Raw genomic sequence first — 19,114 nt, 5'->3', positions numbered from 1 at the left:
CTTCAATGGAAAAGACAGCAGGACAACAGTTGATTGAATCGCGGCGGACGATTCGCATATTCACGGAAGAACCAATTGCGACGAAAGTACTCTATGAGTTGTTGGCGTCAGCTCACCAAGCGCCGTTTCATAACAAAGTCGAACCGTGGAATCTCTATTTGTTCAACGGGGATGGAAAAGACGTCTTGCTTCAGGCGCTCGAGCCGGCGTTTCAAGATGGACCGGAATCGAAACGTGAAAAGATCGCCGGGCGGATTCGTAACGCGGCCGCATGTGTCTATGTAACGACGAAAGCGTTCGAGACGGACAAAGGGAAGAAAGATGCGCTACTCGCGACAGCGACGATGATTCAAAACTTTCATTTATTGTGTAGTGAGCAACAAATCGGCCTCGTCTGGCGGACGGGCGGTATTTTTGAGGATGCCAGGCTTCAAGAGATGATTGGAGCTGAAGGGGAGACGTTTGTCGGGTTACTCCAGCTCGGTCGTTACGAAGACGTGCCACCGACGAAGCAACGTCAATCGATTGACGCTAGTTTGACAATTTTTGAGTGAACGAAAAGGCCCGAGCGTAGGTGACTACGACCGGGCCAATCTTTATAGGTCAATGAGACTGAGCCGTTCATGTGAGCGCTCAGTTTATTTTTTTAACTTGGCTGCAAGCCAGTCTTGAATGACATTCGTTGGAATCATTGTGTTCACGTTCCCTCAGTTTTAATTTCTTTCTCTGTATTATTATCCAATTGCAGTCGTTCCCAAACCTCTCGATGTGTACCTTGTAGCGTATCATCGAACGAATCCTCGATATGCAGGCAATAGCTTGGGTTAACGGACGAAGCGTACAAGTCTAACATCAGTTCGGCATGATTTGGATACATACAAATTGGCCCCTTTCGACACGTCGGCTTGACTACATCCTCAGTATACAAAGGAAACATAAAGAAAAATCGGGGAAATCGTTAACATTTTATGAATCTTGTAAACGCTTTCACAAACTTTATGTGGATGTCAGTGGTTCACACGTCTGTCTGTACTGCTCGGCTCGCTTCGCATATTTGTTGACGGTCCGTTCCATGATGAAGCGATCTTCGTCGTTGAGCGGACGGACGACTTTGGCAGGCACGCCCATGACCATGACGCCTTCCGGAATTTGCATGTTCGGTGTGACGAGAGCACCAGCGGCGATGAACGAGCCCTTCCCGATTTTTGCCCCGTCGAGAACGGTGGCATGCATCCCGATGAGACAACCTTCTTCAATCTCACAGCCGTGAATCATCGCCATATGTCCGATGGAGACGCGGTCATGAATGACTGTCGGGGAACCTTCATATTGGTGGACCATCGATCCGTCTTGGATATTCACGTAAGAACCGATGCGAATCGGTCCCTCATCGCCTCGAATGACCGTGTTGAACCAGACGCCGGAATGGGCGCCGATGGTGACATCACCGATCACGTGGGATCCAGGTGCGAGAAAAACCGTCTCGTCAACTTGCGGCATCAATTTGCCTAATTTGTACTGCATAAGTGTAACCCCTTTCAAACAGATATGCTTTCATTGTCGCATAAGTTGAAAAAGAAATTGCACCTGAAAGATTATTCTTGTTAAGATAGTAAAAATACGTAGGAAAAAGGAGACACACAGATGGAGAAACAACATTTGATCGACATCGCGGCGAAGAAAAAGAAAGCAGCGGTCGTCTTTAAAGATGTGGCGGTCATCGACGTCTACAGTCGTGAGATGATTCGCACGGATGTCGCTATCGATGCGGGATACATCGTGGCCATCGGGGACGGCTACGAAGGGGAGACGGAATACCACGACCCGTCCTGGACGCTCGCACCGTCGTTCATCGATTCACACGTCCATATTGAATCATCGATGGTACCGCCTCACGAGTTCGCCAAGGCGGTCCTGCCGCTCGGAGTCACGACGGTCATCGCCGATCCGCATGAGATTGCGAACGTCAACGGGGCGCTCGGAATTGAGTATATGTTGGCGGATGCCAAAGGCTTGCCGCTCGATGTGCGCATGATGCTCCCAAGCTGTGTGCCGGCGACACCGTTCGAGCACGCAGGTGCGAAGCTATACGCCGAGGACTTGGCACCGTTTTTAGGAGATCCGGGCGTCCACGGTCTCGGCGAAGTGATGGACTATCCGTCCGTCGAGTCGGGGAGTGCGGATATGCTTCAAAAGATCGCCCAGACAGAACTTGCCGGAAAAGTCGTCGACGGTCATGCCTCAGGTCTTGGCCCGGATCAGTTGAACGTGTATCGCACGGCCGGCATCATGACCGATCATGAGTGTACGACGGCTGAGGAGGCGCTCGAACGGGTGCGTCGCGGCTTTTACGTTCAAATTCGTGAAGGGTCGGTTGCCCGGAACGTGGAAAAAGTCAGCCGGGCCATCACGGAGAGCAACGCCCACCGGTTCTTATTCTGTACGGACGATAAGCATTTGGACGATCTCGTCGTTGAGGGTGGGATCGACTACAACATTCGCATGGCCATCAAACAAGGCGTCAAGCCAGAGACGGCCTATGCCGTTGCCAGTCTGCACGCGGCCGAGGCGTATGGATTAACCGACGTGGGTGCTATCGCCCCGGGCAAGCGCGCGAACTTTGTCATCTTGTCAGACGTCGAATCGGTAACGATTGACACCGTCTACGTGAACGGGAAAGTCGTCGCTAAAGATGGTAAGGCGACGTTCGAGGCTGACGGGATTGAAGTGCCGAAACCGATGAAAGGTGAGCTGAAGCTGCCGGACTTGACGGCGGATTCGTTCCGTTTGGCCGTAAAGGAAGAAGCGGTCGATGTGATTCAAGTATTGCCGAATAGTCTCTTGACGAAGCGACAGCGTCTGGTCTTCACACCTGACGCGTCCGGAGCCGACCTCAAGCAAGATATCGCCACGCTCGCCGTCATCGAACGCCACCACGGGACGGGTCATATGGCCCTCGCACCGGTAACCGGTTTCGGCTTGAAACGAGGGGCGCTCGCGGCCACGGTCGCGCACGACAGCCATAACCTCGTCATCGCCGGGGTGAGCCCGGACGATATGTTGCTCGCTGCCGAGACGCTTGAAAAAGTGGGCGGTGGGGTCGTCGCGGTGTCAGAAGGCAAGGTGCTGGCCGTCTTACCGCTTGAAATTGGTGGACTCATGACGAAACGTCCGTATGCGGAAGTGGCGGACGTGCTCGAACAGTTGAACGATGCGCTCGACGTCGTCGGGGCCCATCGTCACTTCAACCCGTATTTGACGATGTCGTTCCTGGCGCTTCCGGTCATCCCGGATTTGAAATTGACCGATATGGGACTATTCGACGTGACGACGTTCTCATTCATCGAGTCGTAAGTCAGTCTAACGTATGATTTTTGTTAAGAACGACCCGAAACGATTGAACGGCTCGGCTTAAGTTGGTATAGTTACGACAAGTTTCATCGGTAAATATGGAAAGGGGGGATATCACAGATGGAACAAGTTGCTTACAACCGGTCGTATGATGAACATGGGGATTTGATCAATTCTGTATATCGTGCCTTCCAAGACCGATGTCAAGAATTGCCCGACGAGACGCGGACGAAACGGCGATTGCGTCACCTTATTTTCTTAACGATTAAAGAACATACGACGTCACACGCCGAGCGTTTTGTCTTATATCATTTCTTTAGTGATTTCTTTAAAGCGGTCGAGTCAGACGACCAGGCTGCACTCGCGGTGTTGAAACAAATCATCCGAGATGAAAAAAACTATTGATTAGTCACTATGACCTATGATAATTTAGACGTAACTTTAAATGAATATTCGTGCTATCGATGAGGTAGAGGTGCGATGCTGATGAGTAAGTAGTCCGAGGATGACAACGGTGAAGACTACAGAAAGGCAAGATCGCCGAAGTGTAAAGTCATGTCTCTGACTTTGTGCTGGGCTGACGGGAAATACCCGTCAGACTGCCATACATATTTACGTATGGAGCGCTCCAAGTCGGCTAAGAAAGACGGAACATCCAGCGAGGGTGTCGGCTTTGTTGCCGATGCCCTCGCTTTGCGTTTTTTTAAGCATAGGGGGGCCTCATCTCTAACAAAAGAGGAGGAAATCACATGGTAGATTATTCAACTTCGGTACTCTCACTCGTACCGGCTTTATTGGCCATTATTATGGCCATCACAACACGGAAAGTCATTCCGTCACTCGGTGTCGGGATTATTGCAGGGGTCTTATTGCTTCACAATTTTAACCCGCTCGAATCGATTCAATATTTGTGGTCGAACGTCATCGCATTATTCTGGGCCGACGGAGCCATTAATGAATGGAACGTGCTCTTGATTGCGTTCTTGCTCTTGCTTGGGATTTTGTCATCGATCATCCAAACGTCGGGCGGCGCCCGCGCGTTCGGAGAGTGGGCCGCTTCAAACGTCAAGACAGCCCGTGGTGCTCGTCTCCTCTCGTTCGGACTTGGGATTTTAATTTTCATCGACGATTACTTTAACAGTTTAGCCGTCGGGAACATCAGCCGACCGCTCACAGACCGTAAAAAAGTATCACGTGCAAAACTCGCCTACATGATTGACTCGACTGCCGCACCGGTCTGCGTCATCAGCCCGCTCTCGAGTTGGGGAGCTTATATCATCGCCATCATCGCAGGTATCCTGGCGAAGTATTCGATTGATAGCTACTCATCGTTCTCAGCGTTCATCCAAATCATCCCGATGAACTTCTACGCGGTATTCGCGCTTCTCTTGACGGCTTACGTCGCCTACACGGGACTTGCCATCGGACCGATGCGCACACATGAACTCCGTGCCCTCCAAGGGGAGCTCTACGATACATCGAAAGGTGCACCGATGGGGATGAGTGAAGACTTGAACGAACATGAAGGCGGAAAAGTACGTGACTTGATCGTTCCGATTATTGCCTTGATTATCGCGACGGTGTCGGCCATGCTCTACACGGGCGGACAGGCGCTTGCCGCTGACGGTCAGAGCTTCTCGTTGATCGGAGCGTTCGAATCAACAGACGTGACACGTTCACTCGTAACGGGTGCTGTCATCAGCTTGATTGTCGCCCTCTTATTGTTGATTGGCCGCAAGATTCCGGCGAAAGACTATGGACAAGCGACATGGGGCGGAATTCGCGCCATGTGGCCAGCCGTGCTCATCTTGTTGTTTGCTTGGACGATTATCGCCGTCATCGGTGACATGAAGACAGGTGACTACTTGGCAAGTTTCGTTACGGATTCGATTTCACCATCTTACTTGCCGTTCCTCTTGTTCATGATCGCCGGTCTCATGGCGTTCTCGACAGGAACGAGCTGGGGGACGTTCGGTCTCATGCTTCCAATCGGAGCCGATTTGATTATGGCAGTCGAGCCGGAGCTCTTGCTTCCGACACTTGCCGCTGTTCTCGCCGGAGCGGTGTTCGGAGACCACTGTTCACCAATCTCGGATACGACGATTCTCAGTTCGACGGGTGCTGGATCGCACCATATCGACCACGTGTTGACGCAACTTCCATACGCGTTGATTTCAGCGGGCGTGGCAGCTGTCGGATATTTGGTACTCGGTGTTTCGGGATCGATGTGGATTGGATTCTTTGCAGCCCTCGCGACGTTCATCGTGGCTCTCATCATTGCACAAATCATTTCAAAACGCGGACGCGTACCAGCCGATATGCGGGCTGAGCGCGAAGCGTAATCATCTAGATAGGGGACGTACCACAACTTCGTGGTACGCCCCCTTTTTTTTGCGTCACAACGGCATAGCCCCAACAAACAAACCCTGCCGCAAGCAAGCGGCAGGGTTTGTGGGTTAGTTGACGTCCAACCATTTGAAGCTAGCGTCAGCTCCGAACGGGTGGCGGTACATGTTTTCGATGTTTGAACGCTCAAGGTAAGCTTCACCTTTTTGGTAAATCGGTGCGATCGCGAAATCATCTTCGAGCAAGATGCGTTCGGCTTCTTGCATCGCTTCCCAACGTTTCATTTGATCGGCTTCTTGTTTCGCGCCTTGAATCAACTTGTCGTACTCGTCGTTCGAGTAAGCCATGCGGTTGAACGGACCGTCTGTGACCCACATGTCGAGGTACGTCATCGGATCTTGATAGTCAGGGCCCCAACCGGCAGCGGAGACGTCATAGTCGCCAGCGCCTTCAAGTTCAAGGAAGTTTTTGAACGGCTGTTGCTTAATGTTAAGTGTGAGGCCAGGAAGGTTCTTCTCGAGCTCACCTTTGATATACTCGTTGACTTTCTTGAACGCTTCTTCGTCACGTGAGAGGAACTCAAGTTCGATTGTCTCGACACCGAGTTCGGCAAGACCTTTCTCCCATGCAGCTTTCGCCTCGTCGACGTTATAGCTTTGAAGGTCTGGATACTTCTCGCGGAAGTCAGCTCCATCTTCTGTGAACGTGAAGTCTTTCGCGACGATATAGTTGGCCGGCTGTGAACCGTCCGTCAAGATGACGTCTGTGACGCCTTGCTTATCGAAGCCTTTTGCGAGTGCCTCACGAATGTTGACGTTTTGAAGTGATTCGTTCTTCTGGTTGAAACGAAGGAAGTTGATTCGTGCGTCGGCACGTGTCTTGAACTCATCCGAGTCTTGGAATTGTGGAACGAATTCAGATGACAAGAGCGTGTAATCGACTTCGCCCGATTCGAACAAGTTGACGCCCGTCGCGACTTCTTTAACGACCTTGACGTTGATCGTATCCATCTTGACGTTTTCAGCGTCCCAATACTCAGGGTTCTTTTTATAGACCCAACCTTCATTGTCTTGCCAGCTATCTAACACGTATGGTCCGTTGTAAAGTGTCTTATCGACAGCTGTCGCAAACGACTCGCCTTGTTCTTCGACGAACTCTTGCTTTTGCGGCATGTACGTCGGGAATCCTGTCAACCCGAGGAAGTAAGGGGCAGGTGCCTCCAATTGTACTTCGAGTGTCTTCTCATCGAGCGCTTTCGCGCCAAGCGTATCGAGTTCTTCTTCGCCTGCGAGAATCTTATTGGCGTTTTTCAAATCTTGAAGGATATACGCGTACTCGGCACCTGTCTCAGGATTGAGGGCACGTTTCCATGAGTAGACGAAATCTTCAGCTGTGACCGGTGAACCGTCTGACCAGTTCGCGTCACGCAATTTGAAGGTGTATGTAAGTCCATCTTCTGAAATTTCTACGTCTTCAGCAATTCCGGGTACCGGTTGGTTATTTTCATCCAGACGATACAGTCCCTCGAAGACGTTGTTCGTCACGATGATTGACGTCGAGTCCGTTGTGAGCGTCGGATCGAGCTGTGGTAAATCTGTCGCCGAGACGAGCGTGATTTCCTTTTTCGCATCACTTGATGAAGACCCTTCAGACGAATCTGTTGTTTCTTCTCCACCGCCACATGCTGCTGTCGCAAGCAAAGCGACACCCGATAAAGCTAACCATTTTTTGTTGCGCATTGTGTTACCTCCCGAAAATTCTGATTGTTTCGAATATATTGCAATTAAACTACAAACAAGATGAATGCGCAATAAAATTTTTTAAATTATTCGAAAATATAAACATTAGCAAAATACCTATCTAAACACCATTAGTTTCAGTAGAATAAGGAAATCATCGAATGATTATACATTATCGATGTATAGTTATTCGTCAGACGTCAACTTTTTGTGGAGGGTTTTAAATGAAGTCACAGTCAGCCGGAATCGGCTTTTTTGGGCTCGCTGCCATGGTCGTTGGAACGATGATTGGCGGAGGCGCATTTAATTTACCGGGAGCGATGGCACAAGGTGCTGGAGTCGGTTCAGTGTTAATCGGATGGACGATCACCGGTATCGGGATGGTCATGCTCGCGTTCGTGTTCCAATTTTTAGCTAATACACGTCCTGAACTTGAAGGTGGGATTTACGCCTATGCGAAAGAAGGATTCGGCAAGTTTGTCGGATTCAATAGCGGGTGGGGCTACTGGATGTCGGCGTGGATCGGGACGGTCGCGAACATCACGTTAATCTTCAGCACGCTCAGCTACTTCTTCCCGATCTTTTCAGCCGAGCACCGGACGTTCCGCTTACTTATGAGTGCGGTCGTCATTTGGGGGCTGTTTTGGATTATCTCGCGCGGGATGAGAGAAGCGGCGCTACTCAATATCGTCACGACGATCGCAAAACTTGTACCCATCTTTTTGTTTATTGTCCTCATCTTGTTTGCGTTTCGAATCGATACGTTCCAAATCGACTTCTGGGGTCAATCTGGATTCAGCTGGTCACAAGTGTTCCCGCAAGTGAAGTCGACGATGCTCGTGACGCTTTGGGCGTTCGTCGGGATTGAAGGGGCGGTCGTCCTATCATCACGGGCTCGTCATAAACGAGACGTCGGTCGGGCGACGGTGATCGGACTCGTTGGAACGCTTGTCATTTATATGATGATCTCGATTTTATCGTTCGGGGTGATGACCCAGGAACAACTCGCGGCACTTTCGGAACCGTCGATGGCGTACGTGCTCGAGGCTGTCGTCGGACCGGTCGGTGCGACCATCATCAACATCGGACTCCTCGTCTCGCTCTCGGGTGCCCTGCTCGGGTGGACGATTCTCGCGACGGAGATTTCGTACGTCGCCAGTCGTGACGGCGTGTTCCCGAAACTGTTCAATCGGCTCAATCGAAATGAGACGCCGGTGAGCGCCTTGTTCATCACACAAGCGTTCACGCAACTCGTCACCATCATCGCTCTCTTCTCGGAACAGACGTACTTGGTGCTCTCGAGCATCGCCGGCATCGCTGCGCTCGTGCCGTATTTGTTCTCGGCCTTGTTCGGTTGGAAAGAGGCACGGCGGACCGGAACACGCCCGATGCTCGTCATGTCCGGGATTGCGACCGTTTATGCGGCCTGGCTCCTTTATGCGTCAGGTGTCGAGTATATGCTCATCGCCATGATTTTGTACGCGCCGGGCGTGTTCGTCTTCATGTTGGCCGAACGCGAACAAGGCCGGCCGTACCTCAGCCGGTTGCAATACATGATTGCGGTCGTCATCCTCTTGGCAGCCACGTACGGTGTATATGGACTATGGACGGCGACAATTAGCCTATAATAAAAAGTCATCGTACGTCGGGAGACGCGCGATGACTTTTTTCATTGACTGTTGTCCGTCAATAAGCGAACGACTTCAATTGGAGGAAGCGGCTTGGCGTACAAGAACCCTTGGAACGAGTCGCAAGCGGTTTGCTTCAAGTGGTCGAGCATCTCTTGGTCCTCGACACCCTCGGCCACGACGTGCAGATTCAGGCTCTTGCCGAGGTGGACGATGACATCGAGTAAGTGTGACTTCGACGTCAACCAATCATCGAGGAAGACTTTATCGATTTTTAGCTCGTCGACCGGGAACGACTTCAAGTATTGCAGTGACGAGAAGCCGGTCCCGAAGTCGTCGATGGATAGGCGATAATCGAGACGTTTGATTTGATCCATCCGGGCGATAATCTCGTCCGTCTGCTGCATGACGAGACTCTCGGTAATCTCGAGGATGATGTCGGACGGGTTCAAATTGAGCTGTTGCTTGATATTACGGAGCGTATTGATGAAGCTGTCGCTCCGGAATTGATTCGGTGAAATGTTGACGGCCATCGACAACGGGCGATCGACGAGTTGCTGCCAGACTTTCAACTGTTTGGCCGCCTCAAGAATGACCCAGTTGTTGATTGGGACGATGAGTGCCATCTCCTCGGCGAGTGGGATGAACTCTGAAGGTGGGATCTGTCCGAGTTCATCATGATGCCAACGGAGAAGCGCCTCGAACCCGATGAGCGTGTCGGTCTTTAACTCATATTTTGGTTGATATTCTAAATAGAAATGTTTTTCTTCAAGTGCTTGATAAAGTGCTTTCTCGATATGGATTTGACGTGAGAACGCATCGTCCATATCTTTCGTGACGAACTGGATCGTCCCGACACCGATTCGTTTGCCTTTGAACAGGGCGCTCTCGGCGCGCGTGTACAGTTCTTCTAATGAAGATGTGGCGGACGGATAGAAGACACACCCGATGGAAATCGATACCATGATGGAGTGATGATAAATCCGGAACGGACGCTGCAATTCATGTTGCAGTTGGCGCAGCAACTGGAACACTTCTTCTTTCGACTGTTCAAAGAAAATCAACCCGAACAAACCGCCCGACGGATGGAACATGACGCTCGTCTCAGGCAAGAACTGCGCGGCCCGGTCCTTGATTTGAAGGAGCAATTCGTTGCCGACGCGTGAACCAAACGATTCATTGATGATTTTGAAGCGATCGATATCGAACAAGGCGACGTGAACCAAGCCATCTCCCTGATCGACATCCGTCAACACGTGGCTGTACTGACGGAGCCATCCTTTCTTGTTCAAGAGTCCGGTCAAATCGTTATGGTACGCGAGATAATTGACCTCTTGCTCGAGTCGCTTTTTATCTGAGACGTCAAAGCCGAAGGCGGTATACTGTACAATTTCGCCTTCATCACTCAGAATCGGGACGACCGTCAAATTGAGCCAACACATGTTGCGGACATGCCGCTCGGAACGGACAGGCATTTCACCGTTCCAGATGCGGTCGGTCGTAAGTGCTTGAAGCACGTCCTCGGCAAGCGGATGATTCTCAAATGACGGATGGATGAGCTCGAACCAGTTACGACCGATGAATTGATGATCGGGTGCGCCGATTAACCCGCATAGCAACGGATTGATTTCTGTAATCTCGCCGTAAGCGTTTGTTGCCAAATAATACGTCGATTGTTCAATCATCGCTTGAAAGTGGTGAAGCAGATTGAACTGTTCCGTGCTGATGAGCGGCCCAAATCCTTTCGGCAGGAACGCAAGGAAGTACCCCGTATAGTCGTTGATGGAAAAAGATTGTAAATAAGCAGTCGCATAGACGACTGATCCGTTTTTATGTTTGAACGGCGTCATCGCCGTCGTCGAGAACGGATATTGAAGGAGCATCGGTGACCAGGATTCAAGCGCATCCTGTAAGTGTTGGACAACAGGGAGCGGATGGTGAAGCACCTCGTCTCGTCCCCATCCGAACAGCGTTTCCGCATATTCGTTCCACAGCAGGACGTTGCCATCGAGATTGATGTAACAGCATGGGACAGATAAAGCATCGATAAACTCGTCAATCGGCAAATCACGCAATGAAGCCACATTGTTTCCTCCAATCTACATCAAATGAATCATATTCTACGTTCAGTGTACCTTATTTTGCCAAACCGAGGAATGGGCAAGTTGGTCGTTGTCAAAAGAAAGACGGTCATCATATACTGAAGGAGTAAGATAGTTTTTTGATAAGGGGGAAATCAAATGTCAAAGACACAAGAAGTGATTGAATTGACAGAGAAATTCGGGGCGCACAATTATCATCCACTTCCAATCGTCATCTCGGAAGCGAGGGGGATCTGGGTGACAGACCCAGAGGGGAATCGCTACATGGATATGTTGAGTGCCTATTCGGCCGTCAACCAAGGTCATTGTCATCCGAAAATCATTCAAGCGCTTAAGGACCAAGCCGATAAAATCACGCTGACGTCACGTGCGTTTTACAATGATCAACTCGGTCGTTTCTACAAAAAAGTGGCAGCGCTTACAAACAAAGAGATGGTGTTGCCGATGAATACGGGTGCGGAAGCAGTCGAAACGGCTGTCAAAGCGTCGCGGCGCTGGGCGTATGAAGTGAAACAAATCCCAGGTCAAGCGGAAATCATCGTCTGCTCGGGCAACTTCCACGGCCGGACGATGGCGGCGGTGTCGATGTCGACAGAAGCGGAATACCAACGTGGATTCGGGCCGCTATTGCCAGGGTTTAAAGTCGTGCCGTACGGTGACATCGATGCGTTCGAGGCGGCCATCACTGAAAATACGGCGGCGTTCATCGTCGAACCGATTCAAGGCGAAGCCGGCATCATCATCCCACCGGCTGGTTACTTGAAACGAGCCAGTGAACTGTGCCAACAGCATAACGTGTTATTTGTGGCCGATGAGATTCAGTCAGGGCTCGGTCGCTCAGGTAAATGGTTCGCCATCGAATGGGAAGATGTGGAGCCAGATATGTATATTCTCGGAAAAGCGCTCGGGGGCGGCGTGTTCCCGGTATCGTGTGTGGCGGCCAATGAAAACGTCTTGAGTGTATTCAATCCAGGCTCACACGGTTCGACGTTCGGAGGGAATCCGCTCGCGGCGGCCGTGTCGATCGCGTCACTCGAAGTGTTAGAAGAAGAGCAGTTGCCACAACGTTCTCTCGAACTCGGGACATATTTCATGGACCGTTTGAAATCAATCGACAATCCGCTCATTAAAGATGTGCGCGGTCGCGGTCTGTTCATCGGGATCGAATTGACGGAAGCAGCCCGTCCATACTGTGAGGCGCTTAAAGAACGTGGCCTACTCTGCAAAGAGACACATGAGACGGTGATTCGATTGGCACCACCACTCGTCATCACGAAAGAGGAGCTCGATGAGGCGTTCGAGGCCATCTCGGCCGTGTTCGCACCAGCAGCTATTTCGTGATCACGCATCGCTTGGTATAATGGTTACAGACTCAACACCTGTCTCGCGACGTGCGCGCGGCAGGTGTTTTTTTGAAGGGAGGCCTGGCGATGCTATATGTATACGTCGGTTTGGCAGGAGCGCTAGGAGCCTTGGCACGTTATGGGATCGGCACGGGCATCGAGACGTTTTGGGTCGGTATGTTTCCGCTCGGGACGCTGCTCATCAATTTATCAGGCAGTTTCGCGCTCGGTTGGCTGACACACTTCTTGTTTCGGTCCGGACGACTCTCCCCGAGTGTCGTCACCGCGGTCGGAACAGGATTCATCGGCTCGTTCACGACGTTCTCGACGTTCAGTGTGGAGACGATTGAGTTGCTGGAGTCCGGCGCAATTGGCATGGCCTTGCTCTACGTGACACTAAGCCTTATGCTCGGTCTGTTCAGTTCGTGGCTCGGGTTTTGGTTCGGACGGCGTCGGTTCAAACAGTTCAGGCGAGAAGAGGTGGTGCGATGACGATCGCCATCATTATGCTGGGGGCGTTCTTTGGAGCGATGGCACGGTTTGGCATTGGTCAGCTCGTCAAAACATGGACGACATCTATGTTCCCGTGGGCGACGCTGTTCGTCAATGTGAGTGGGTCGTTTTGTCTCGGCTATTTATATGCGTCGAGTGCCGGCCCGTCGCTCATGCTCGGACTCGGTGTCGGCTTTCTCGGTTCGTTCACGACGTTCTCGACGTTCAAGCTCGAAGTGATGCGGTTCGTCGCCAAAGACTGGCTTCGTTTCGGGATGTATTTGCTTGCGACCTATGTACTTGGTCTGCTGGCGGCCTATCTCGGTTATCATCTGCCATGACAAATCCCTCGGAACACGTTTCCGAGGGATTGTTTTATTCGCTAAGTTGGAGTTTTTCAGCACAAGATGGGCACGTGTTCTCGTAAGACTCGCACTGCTCATCCATCTGTTTCCCGCACTCTTGACACGTCTTGTCCGGTAACTTCCGATAAAATTCGACGGAAGATTCAAGTCGGCTTGCCCATTCATTCATTATAACTGCCCCCTTTATTTAAGTAACGTAGCTGTTATGTTGTTTTGATTGTATTATAACAGAGGGTGATAAGTCAACAATAATATATAACAGATTTATAAATCGGATTTTGTTAGAATGAGAGTATAGAAAATGAGGTGAGATGGATGAAAGCACCCCAATGCGAAACGATTGCCATTCAGAATGAGGATGTCGGGGTATTACAACAAGCGTTGACCGATCTTGATGCGACGCGGGTCAGTCGATTATTCAAAGCGTTCGCCGATCCGACCCGACTTAAAGTGCTCTACGTGCTCACGCTCGAAGCGGAACTGTGCGTCTGTGACGTGGCGGCCGTGATTAAACATTCGAATGCCACGGCGTCCCATCACTTACGGACATTGCTCGAGCAAGGACTTGTCAAATATCGAAAGGATGGAAAAGTCGTTTATTATTCGCTCGACGATGACCACGTCCGGTTGCTCGTCGAGATTGCGATGGCCCATAGCGCCGAGCAAGATGAGACTGAATCAGACACGTGAGGCTGACTGGGATTCCAGTCGGCTTTTTTTCGGTTGTAATTGTGAGGCGACCGCGTTACGATATATTCAAATGAACGTTTGAATATAAAAGGGGCGAAATTAAGATGAAACGAGATGCATTGCCCGTCGAAGGGATTACATGTACGAACTGCGCCGCCAAAATCGAGAAGAGTGTGACGGGAGAGGACAGTGTCGCCGCTTGTCAGATTGATTTTGCGACAAGTCGAATGATTATCGAATGGAATGATTCGAAGGATCATACGGAGACGCTACGGGCTATCGAAGCGTCGATGGCGCGAATTGAACCGGGTGCTCATTTTGTGAAAGATGATGAGGAAGTACCTATGTCGAGTCGCTTGTTATGGCGGTTCGGGATTGCATTCGCATTCCTGCTCGTCGGTCTGTATACCGATTCGCTTGTCGTGTACGGAATCGCCTACGTGGTTGCGGGTTATGATGTCGTCTATGCCGCATTTCGTAACGTATGGCATCGGGAATGGTTTGATGAGAAATTTTTAATGACGATTGCGACGGTCGGTGCGATTGCGATTTCGGAGTATCCGGAAGCGGTCGCCGTCATGCTGTTTTATCAACTCGGTGAGTATTTCCAAGCGAAAGCGGTCCACGCTTCACGGCGGTCGATTCAATCGCTATTGAATTTGAAACCGACACGCGCACGCGTTCTTGTTGAGGGGCTAGAAGTTGAGCAACGACCTGAGGACGTAACGGTCGGCTCCGTCATCATAGTGCGGGCTGGTGAACAAGTGCCGATGGATGGTCAGGTGTTACAAGGGGACAGCTCACTGGATACGGCTTCTCTGACAGGAGAGTCGTTGCCACGCCAAGTCGGGCCTGGTGAAGACGTATTGGCCGGCATGATCAACCTCGAAGGGCGGCTCGAAGTTCGGGTCGAGCGACCGGCTGCGGAGTCGAGTCTTCAAAAGATGATTGCCCTCGTTGAACAGGCGAGCATGAACAAGGCGAAGACGGAACAGATGATTACAAGGTTAGCCAAAGTGTACACGCCAATCGTCGTCGTTTTAGCGGCTGTGGTCGCGTTTGTCCCGCCATTGTTTGTCGGAAATTTGGAGGAGTGGGTGTACCGGGCTTTAATCTTCCTCGTCATTAGTTGTCCGTGTGCCTTAGTGATCTCAATTCCGCTCGGTTATTTCGGTGGAATTGGTGCTGGCTCGCGGCGTGGCATTTTAGTGAAAGGCGGCGAGTATTTGGACGTCCTCGCCGAAGTTGAGACGGTTATCTTTGATAAGACCGGAACGCTCACGACGGGACGTTTTGAAGTGACGGATATCGCGACGAATGGAGAATTGACGAAGGACGAGTTGCTCCAACTTGCGTCCCGAGTCGAGATGGCTTCGACGCATCCGCTTGCAAAAGCAATCGTCGAGCAAGCCGGTCCGGTCGCGCCGTTCGCAACAATCCAAGAAGAGCCGGGTTACGGACTGATGGCTATAGAGGGTGAACACCGCATTTACGTCGGTAGTGCCCGCTATATGAAAAAATTGGGCTGCTCGATCCCGACGGAGACGTCGGGGACGATTGTGCATGTCGTGAAAAATGATCGCTGGCTCGGACGAATCGAGTTGAGGGACGAAGTGAAGGCGGATGCGGAACAGACGATTCGTGCGTTGAAACAATACGGATATCGGACAGTCATGCTGACGGGTGATCGGCAAGAAGTCGCGAATGCCGTCGGTTCAGCGATTGGCATCGATGAAGTGTACAGCGAGTTGCTTCCACATCAAAAAGTAACGGAAGTCGAGCGGTTGGCAACAACCGGCAAGGTCGCTTTTGTCGGTGATGGCTTGAACGATGCGGCGGCGCTTGCGCGTGCTGATGTCGGACTCGTGATGGGTGGTGTCGGTAGTGATACTGCGGTCGCAGCAGCTGACCTTGTTCTCATGAATGATGCCCCACACGATGTTGTGGCGGCGATTGATTTGAGCAAAAAGACACGACGGATTGTCTGGCAAAACATTACGTTCGCGTTCGGGATGAAGGCGCTCTTCCTCTTACTCGGCGTATTCGGACTCGCCTCGATGTGGGAAGCCGTGTTTGCCGATGTCGGGGTCGCCTTACTCGCTATCGGAAATGCCGCCCGATTGATTCACGCCAAATAAAAAAACCTCGAGCATGCTCGAGGCTGGGAACCGACTCACTGGGGTCGGTTCTTTTTGCGTGTTTTGAAAATCAAAAATAAAATGACGATAATCGCAGCGCTAAGGAGGATGGCGATGGACGTGAGCGCTTGCATCAGCACATCGATTTGATTCTCCGTCGCAATCAATTGTTTGCGGATGTCGTCATACTGCATCTTTTTTAAGGCACGCAAATCTTCGAGAATCGTTTGACGTTGATCAGTCATCGTTTCAGCGAGGTCGGTCGCGGCTTCGATGTCGCCCCTTTCATAGAGGACGAGCACTTGATCAGCCCCTTGCTCCCAAATCCCGTCGCGATGGAGCAAATCGATGAGTGAGCTCGGAGTGCCGGGATCATTCGCAATGGATGTTTTCAATTCTTCTGCTTGCTGGGACATACTGTAATACGATTCTAAAAAGCGCCGGTCTTCATAGGCGAGAAGACCACGGATGGCGTTGGCTCGTTCGATGTTGAAATACATGATATCCTCGATGGCGTCATACGAGTCGAGACGTTGACCGTGAATCGATTCGATTTGCCTTGTCGTGTCGCGAAGTTGGAAGGCGAAACTAGCGAGAACGAGGATGGATAAGACGGATAACGAAATGAGTACGGTCAGCCATTTTCGTTGGGACATGGTCATCCCTCCTTCTGTAAACATCGTACAATACTTCCTGATTTCACCGCAAAATATTTTTTTGGAAAAGGAAAAAATCGGGTAAAGGTATAAATATATAGTAATGCGTTTCTTGATATCGTTTACAATGATAGAGGAACGATTTTATTCACAAGGAGAATACACATGCCAGAGAACTCATCGTTAATCAAGTTGCACCAAGTCTTGAAAGATAAACGAACGAACGTCCATTATGAGATTCCGACGTTATGGAACCGGCTGCAATTCGCTTCAGAGCCTGTACGTGATGGGGTCGAACGGGTCAATCCGTATGATTTCTTGATCGAGACGATTGAAAAAGCTATTCTTCCCCATGCGGTCGACGGACGGGGTTACCATCAATCGGTCGCCCAAGCGGACGGATATTTGCAAACTGGCGGCGATTGGATCAAGCGGGCCTCGGTCTACTCGATGCAAGTCCGGACGTCGACATCATGGGATCATGATGGATCAGGTTATGTCGAAATGGAGAACTCGATCGGCATGAAAGACACAGGGACGTTCGTCAAAACGCTCGCGTTGATTCCGCATCTCCTTTATATGGGAATCGACACATTGTTCTTATTGCCAATCTCGCAACACAGTCATAAAAACAAAAAAGGCGAATTTGGTTCTCCTTATGCCGTGCAAGATTTTTTTGGAATCGATGAGGAACTGAAAGAGACGTTGACCGGAGACGGCTTGACGGTCGAAGAAGAGTTCGCGGCGTTCGTCGAAGCATGTCACATGGTGGGGATTCGTGTCGTCATCGATGTCATCCCGCGTACATGTGCTCGTGACAACCGACTCATTCTCGAAAATCCGGAATGGTTTTATTGGATTCCGGTGACCGAACTCGATTACTATCATCCGCCGCACGTACCAGGAATTGGTGAGAACGTGAAACCAGAGCATGCTTTCTTACCTATGATTTATGGGTCAGAAGACGTCTGGGCGCACTTACGTCGCTTCTCGATGGCACCGAATCTCGTCGATGCGGACAAGTGGGAGACGGTGAGAGCGTACTTGCTCGAGCATCCAGAAGAGAACTTGCTTGCCGTCATCGAGCGCGAGTTCGGCTTGACGACCGCTCCAGCCTTCTCCGATTGCATCAATGATCCGCAGCCACCATGGTCAGATGTGACGTATTTCCGTCTGTTCTTGGACCACCCGACAGCGGCAGCACCTTACGTGAGCGAAGCGAACTTGGCACCTTATATCTTGTTCGACTCGATCAAATCGAATCAATTCCGAGGCGATCAAATCAACGAGCCGCTCTGGGCGATGCTCGCCGACATCATTCCGCACTATCAGCGTGAATATGGGATTGATGGAGCTCGCATCGACATGGGGCACGCCTTGCCGGTCGATTTGGCGCAACGGATTCTACAGCAACCGCGTGAACTCGACGCCAACTTCAGCTTCATCGCTGAAGAATTGATTGAAATCGGTGCGTGGGCGGCGAAAGAAGCGGGCTATAACATGATTATCGGGTACGGGTTCTATAAAGAGCCACGCTTTGATACACATGAGACGCACCAGTTCGTTTATGACTCGCGCTTCTTACCGTTACCGGTGTTTGCGGCCGGAGAAACGGCAGACACGCGCCGTATCGCGACACGAGATGGGGGACGGCAGGCGAGTCGCTTGCTCACCGTCTTGAACGGCTTCGTACCGAACGGCGTCCCGATGACGAACTCTGGACTCGAACTGTATGAGACACAGCCGATGAACACCGGGCTCGACTGCCGACCGGAAGAAGCGTATCAACTCTTCCCGACCGATCCATACTTTGGAAAGCTTGCTTTCTTCGATGCGTACCAGTTCCATTGGGATCATCCCGAGCGAGACGAGATGATCGAACTGATGCATCAAGTGGCCGAGGTGCGTCGTCGTTGGTTGGACGTCCTGGTCAACCCGAGTCATTTCGAACCGCTCGCCATGGCACATATGCATGCGCCGTTCATCGGTCTCGCTTGGTTGCGTCCGGATACGAACGAGACGCTTCTCGTCGTGGCCAATACGGATATGCACCAACCGTTGCAAGGGAAAGTCCCGCTCGACGGGGTACGACGCCGCAACTGGAACGCGAGCCGTTTCGCCGAGATGGTGTACTCACCGACGTCATGGCCGTACGCCGAGCATTCGTTCGACGAGAATTGGGACCTGTGGGTCGATTTGAAGCCGGGCGAAGTGAAGATTTATGAGATGAAATAAGCAAATGCCCCGAACCGGATACCGGTTCG

The 19,114-nt window shown here is 51.2% G+C and carries 17 protein-coding genes and 1 riboswitch; of the genes, 11 read left to right on the top strand and 6 right to left on the bottom strand.

Annotation, left to right across the window (positions count from 1 at the left end; translation table 11 throughout):
• Positions 1-5: 5 nt before the first annotated feature.
• Positions 6-554: a nitroreductase family protein gene (locus tag KNP85_RS10545; protein ID WP_214715550.1), complete on the top strand. Its 549-nt coding sequence runs from the start codon at positions 6-8 to the stop codon at positions 552-554.
• Positions 555-697: 143 nt separating this feature from the next.
• On the opposite strand, the gene KNP85_RS10540 is transcribed toward KNP85_RS10545, so the two are convergent.
• Together KNP85_RS10540 and KNP85_RS10535 are read right to left on the bottom strand one after the other, a co-directional pair.
• On the bottom strand, positions 698-877 hold the full coding sequence (locus KNP85_RS10540; RefSeq protein ID WP_214802928.1) for a hypothetical protein: 180 nt from the start codon (positions 875-877) through the stop codon (positions 698-700).
• A 119-nt stretch (positions 878-996) separates the two neighbouring features.
• Positions 997-1,524, bottom strand: coding sequence for a gamma carbonic anhydrase family protein (locus KNP85_RS10535; RefSeq protein ID WP_029596089.1), 528 nt, complete (start codon positions 1,522-1,524; stop codon positions 997-999).
• 120 nt (positions 1,525-1,644) lie between these two features.
• Between KNP85_RS10535 and ade the strand changes: the two genes are divergently transcribed.
• The 3 genes from ade (at position 1,645) to KNP85_RS10520 (ending at position 5,693) form a co-directional block, all read left to right on the top strand.
• Entirely contained in the window at positions 1,645-3,354 is a 1,710-nt protein-coding gene (gene ade / locus KNP85_RS10530) for an adenine deaminase (protein ID WP_214715548.1), read from the top strand.
• A 117-nt stretch (positions 3,355-3,471) separates the two neighbouring features.
• Positions 3,472-3,756, top strand: coding sequence for a hypothetical protein (locus tag KNP85_RS10525; protein ID WP_021065238.1), 285 nt, complete (start codon positions 3,472-3,474; stop codon positions 3,754-3,756).
• A 57-nt stretch (positions 3,757-3,813) separates the two neighbouring features.
• A riboswitch (Lysine riboswitch) is annotated at positions 3,814-3,988 on the top strand.
• A 112-nt stretch (positions 3,989-4,100) separates the two neighbouring features.
• Positions 4,101-5,693, top strand: a complete 1,593-nt coding sequence (locus KNP85_RS10520; RefSeq protein ID WP_214802926.1) for a Na+/H+ antiporter NhaC family protein — start codon at positions 4,101-4,103, stop codon at positions 5,691-5,693.
• Positions 5,694-5,807: 114 nt separating this feature from the next.
• On the opposite strand, the gene KNP85_RS10515 is transcribed toward KNP85_RS10520, so the two are convergent.
• Positions 5,808-7,436, bottom strand: coding sequence for a peptide ABC transporter substrate-binding protein (locus KNP85_RS10515; protein ID WP_021065240.1), 1,629 nt, complete (start codon positions 7,434-7,436; stop codon positions 5,808-5,810).
• A 224-nt stretch (positions 7,437-7,660) separates the two neighbouring features.
• Between KNP85_RS10515 and KNP85_RS10510 the strand changes: the two genes are divergently transcribed.
• On the top strand, positions 7,661-9,064 hold the full coding sequence (locus KNP85_RS10510; protein WP_021065241.1) for a basic amino acid/polyamine antiporter: 1,404 nt from the start codon (positions 7,661-7,663) through the stop codon (positions 9,062-9,064).
• A gap of 41 nt (positions 9,065-9,105) precedes the next feature.
• Here KNP85_RS10510 and KNP85_RS10505 read toward each other — a convergent pair whose 3' ends face one another.
• Positions 9,106-11,148 carry a bifunctional diguanylate cyclase/phosphodiesterase gene (locus KNP85_RS10505; protein ID WP_058765698.1) on the bottom strand — a complete coding sequence of 681 codons (2,043 nt, stop codon included), beginning with the start codon at positions 11,146-11,148 and terminating at the stop codon, positions 9,106-9,108.
• A gap of 156 nt (positions 11,149-11,304) precedes the next feature.
• Between KNP85_RS10505 and KNP85_RS10500 the strand changes: the two genes are divergently transcribed.
• The 3 genes from KNP85_RS10500 to KNP85_RS10490 all read left to right on the top strand — a co-directional run bounded on the left by KNP85_RS10500 (position 11,305) and on the right by KNP85_RS10490 (position 13,342).
• Positions 11,305-12,507 carry an ornithine--oxo-acid transaminase gene (locus tag KNP85_RS10500; RefSeq protein ID WP_021065243.1) on the top strand — a complete coding sequence of 401 codons (1,203 nt, stop codon included), beginning with the start codon at positions 11,305-11,307 and terminating at the stop codon, positions 12,505-12,507.
• An 89-nt stretch (positions 12,508-12,596) separates the two neighbouring features.
• Entirely contained in the window at positions 12,597-13,001 is a 405-nt protein-coding gene (crcB, locus tag KNP85_RS10495; protein ID WP_021065244.1) for a fluoride efflux transporter CrcB, read from the top strand.
• Positions 12,998-13,342 carry a fluoride efflux transporter FluC gene (locus KNP85_RS10490; protein WP_029596084.1) on the top strand — a complete coding sequence of 115 codons (345 nt, stop codon included), beginning with the start codon at positions 12,998-13,000 and terminating at the stop codon, positions 13,340-13,342. Before crcB ends, KNP85_RS10490 begins: the two co-directional genes overlap by 4 nt.
• Before the next feature lie 34 nt (positions 13,343-13,376).
• Here KNP85_RS10490 and yhfH read toward each other — a convergent pair whose 3' ends face one another.
• Positions 13,377-13,535 carry a protein YhfH gene (gene yhfH / locus KNP85_RS10485; protein WP_021065246.1) on the bottom strand — a complete coding sequence of 53 codons (159 nt, stop codon included), beginning with the start codon at positions 13,533-13,535 and terminating at the stop codon, positions 13,377-13,379.
• 146 nt (positions 13,536-13,681) lie between these two features.
• Here yhfH and KNP85_RS10480 point away from each other — a divergent pair, with 146 nt between their 5' ends.
• Together KNP85_RS10480 and KNP85_RS10475 are read left to right on the top strand one after the other, a co-directional pair.
• The gene (locus KNP85_RS10480; protein WP_021065247.1) at positions 13,682-14,056 is read left to right on the top strand and encodes an ArsR/SmtB family transcription factor; all 375 of its coding nucleotides are present in this window, start codon (positions 13,682-13,684) and stop codon (positions 14,054-14,056) included.
• 104 nt (positions 14,057-14,160) lie between these two features.
• Positions 14,161-16,194, top strand: a complete 2,034-nt coding sequence (locus tag KNP85_RS10475) for a heavy metal translocating P-type ATPase (RefSeq protein WP_214715542.1) — start codon at positions 14,161-14,163, stop codon at positions 16,192-16,194.
• Between the two features lie 35 nt (positions 16,195-16,229).
• Here KNP85_RS10475 and KNP85_RS10470 read toward each other — a convergent pair whose 3' ends face one another.
• Positions 16,230-16,850 (bottom strand): CHASE3 domain-containing protein, encoded by a 621-nt coding sequence (locus KNP85_RS10470; protein ID WP_236355795.1) that lies wholly within the window; start codon positions 16,848-16,850, stop codon positions 16,230-16,232.
• A gap of 165 nt (positions 16,851-17,015) precedes the next feature.
• On the opposite strand from KNP85_RS10470, the gene KNP85_RS10465 reads away from it, so the two are divergent.
• Positions 17,016-19,085, top strand: coding sequence for an alpha-amylase family protein (locus KNP85_RS10465; RefSeq protein WP_251135300.1), 2,070 nt, complete (start codon positions 17,016-17,018; stop codon positions 19,083-19,085).
• Positions 19,086-19,114: the final 29 nt, after the last annotated feature.

The organism is Exiguobacterium sp. s194 (assembly GCF_018618275.1).
Lineage (GTDB): Bacteria > Bacillota > Bacilli > Exiguobacteriales > Exiguobacteriaceae > Exiguobacterium > Exiguobacterium chiriqhucha.
This window is presented reverse-complemented; position numbering and strand designations above follow the sequence as displayed.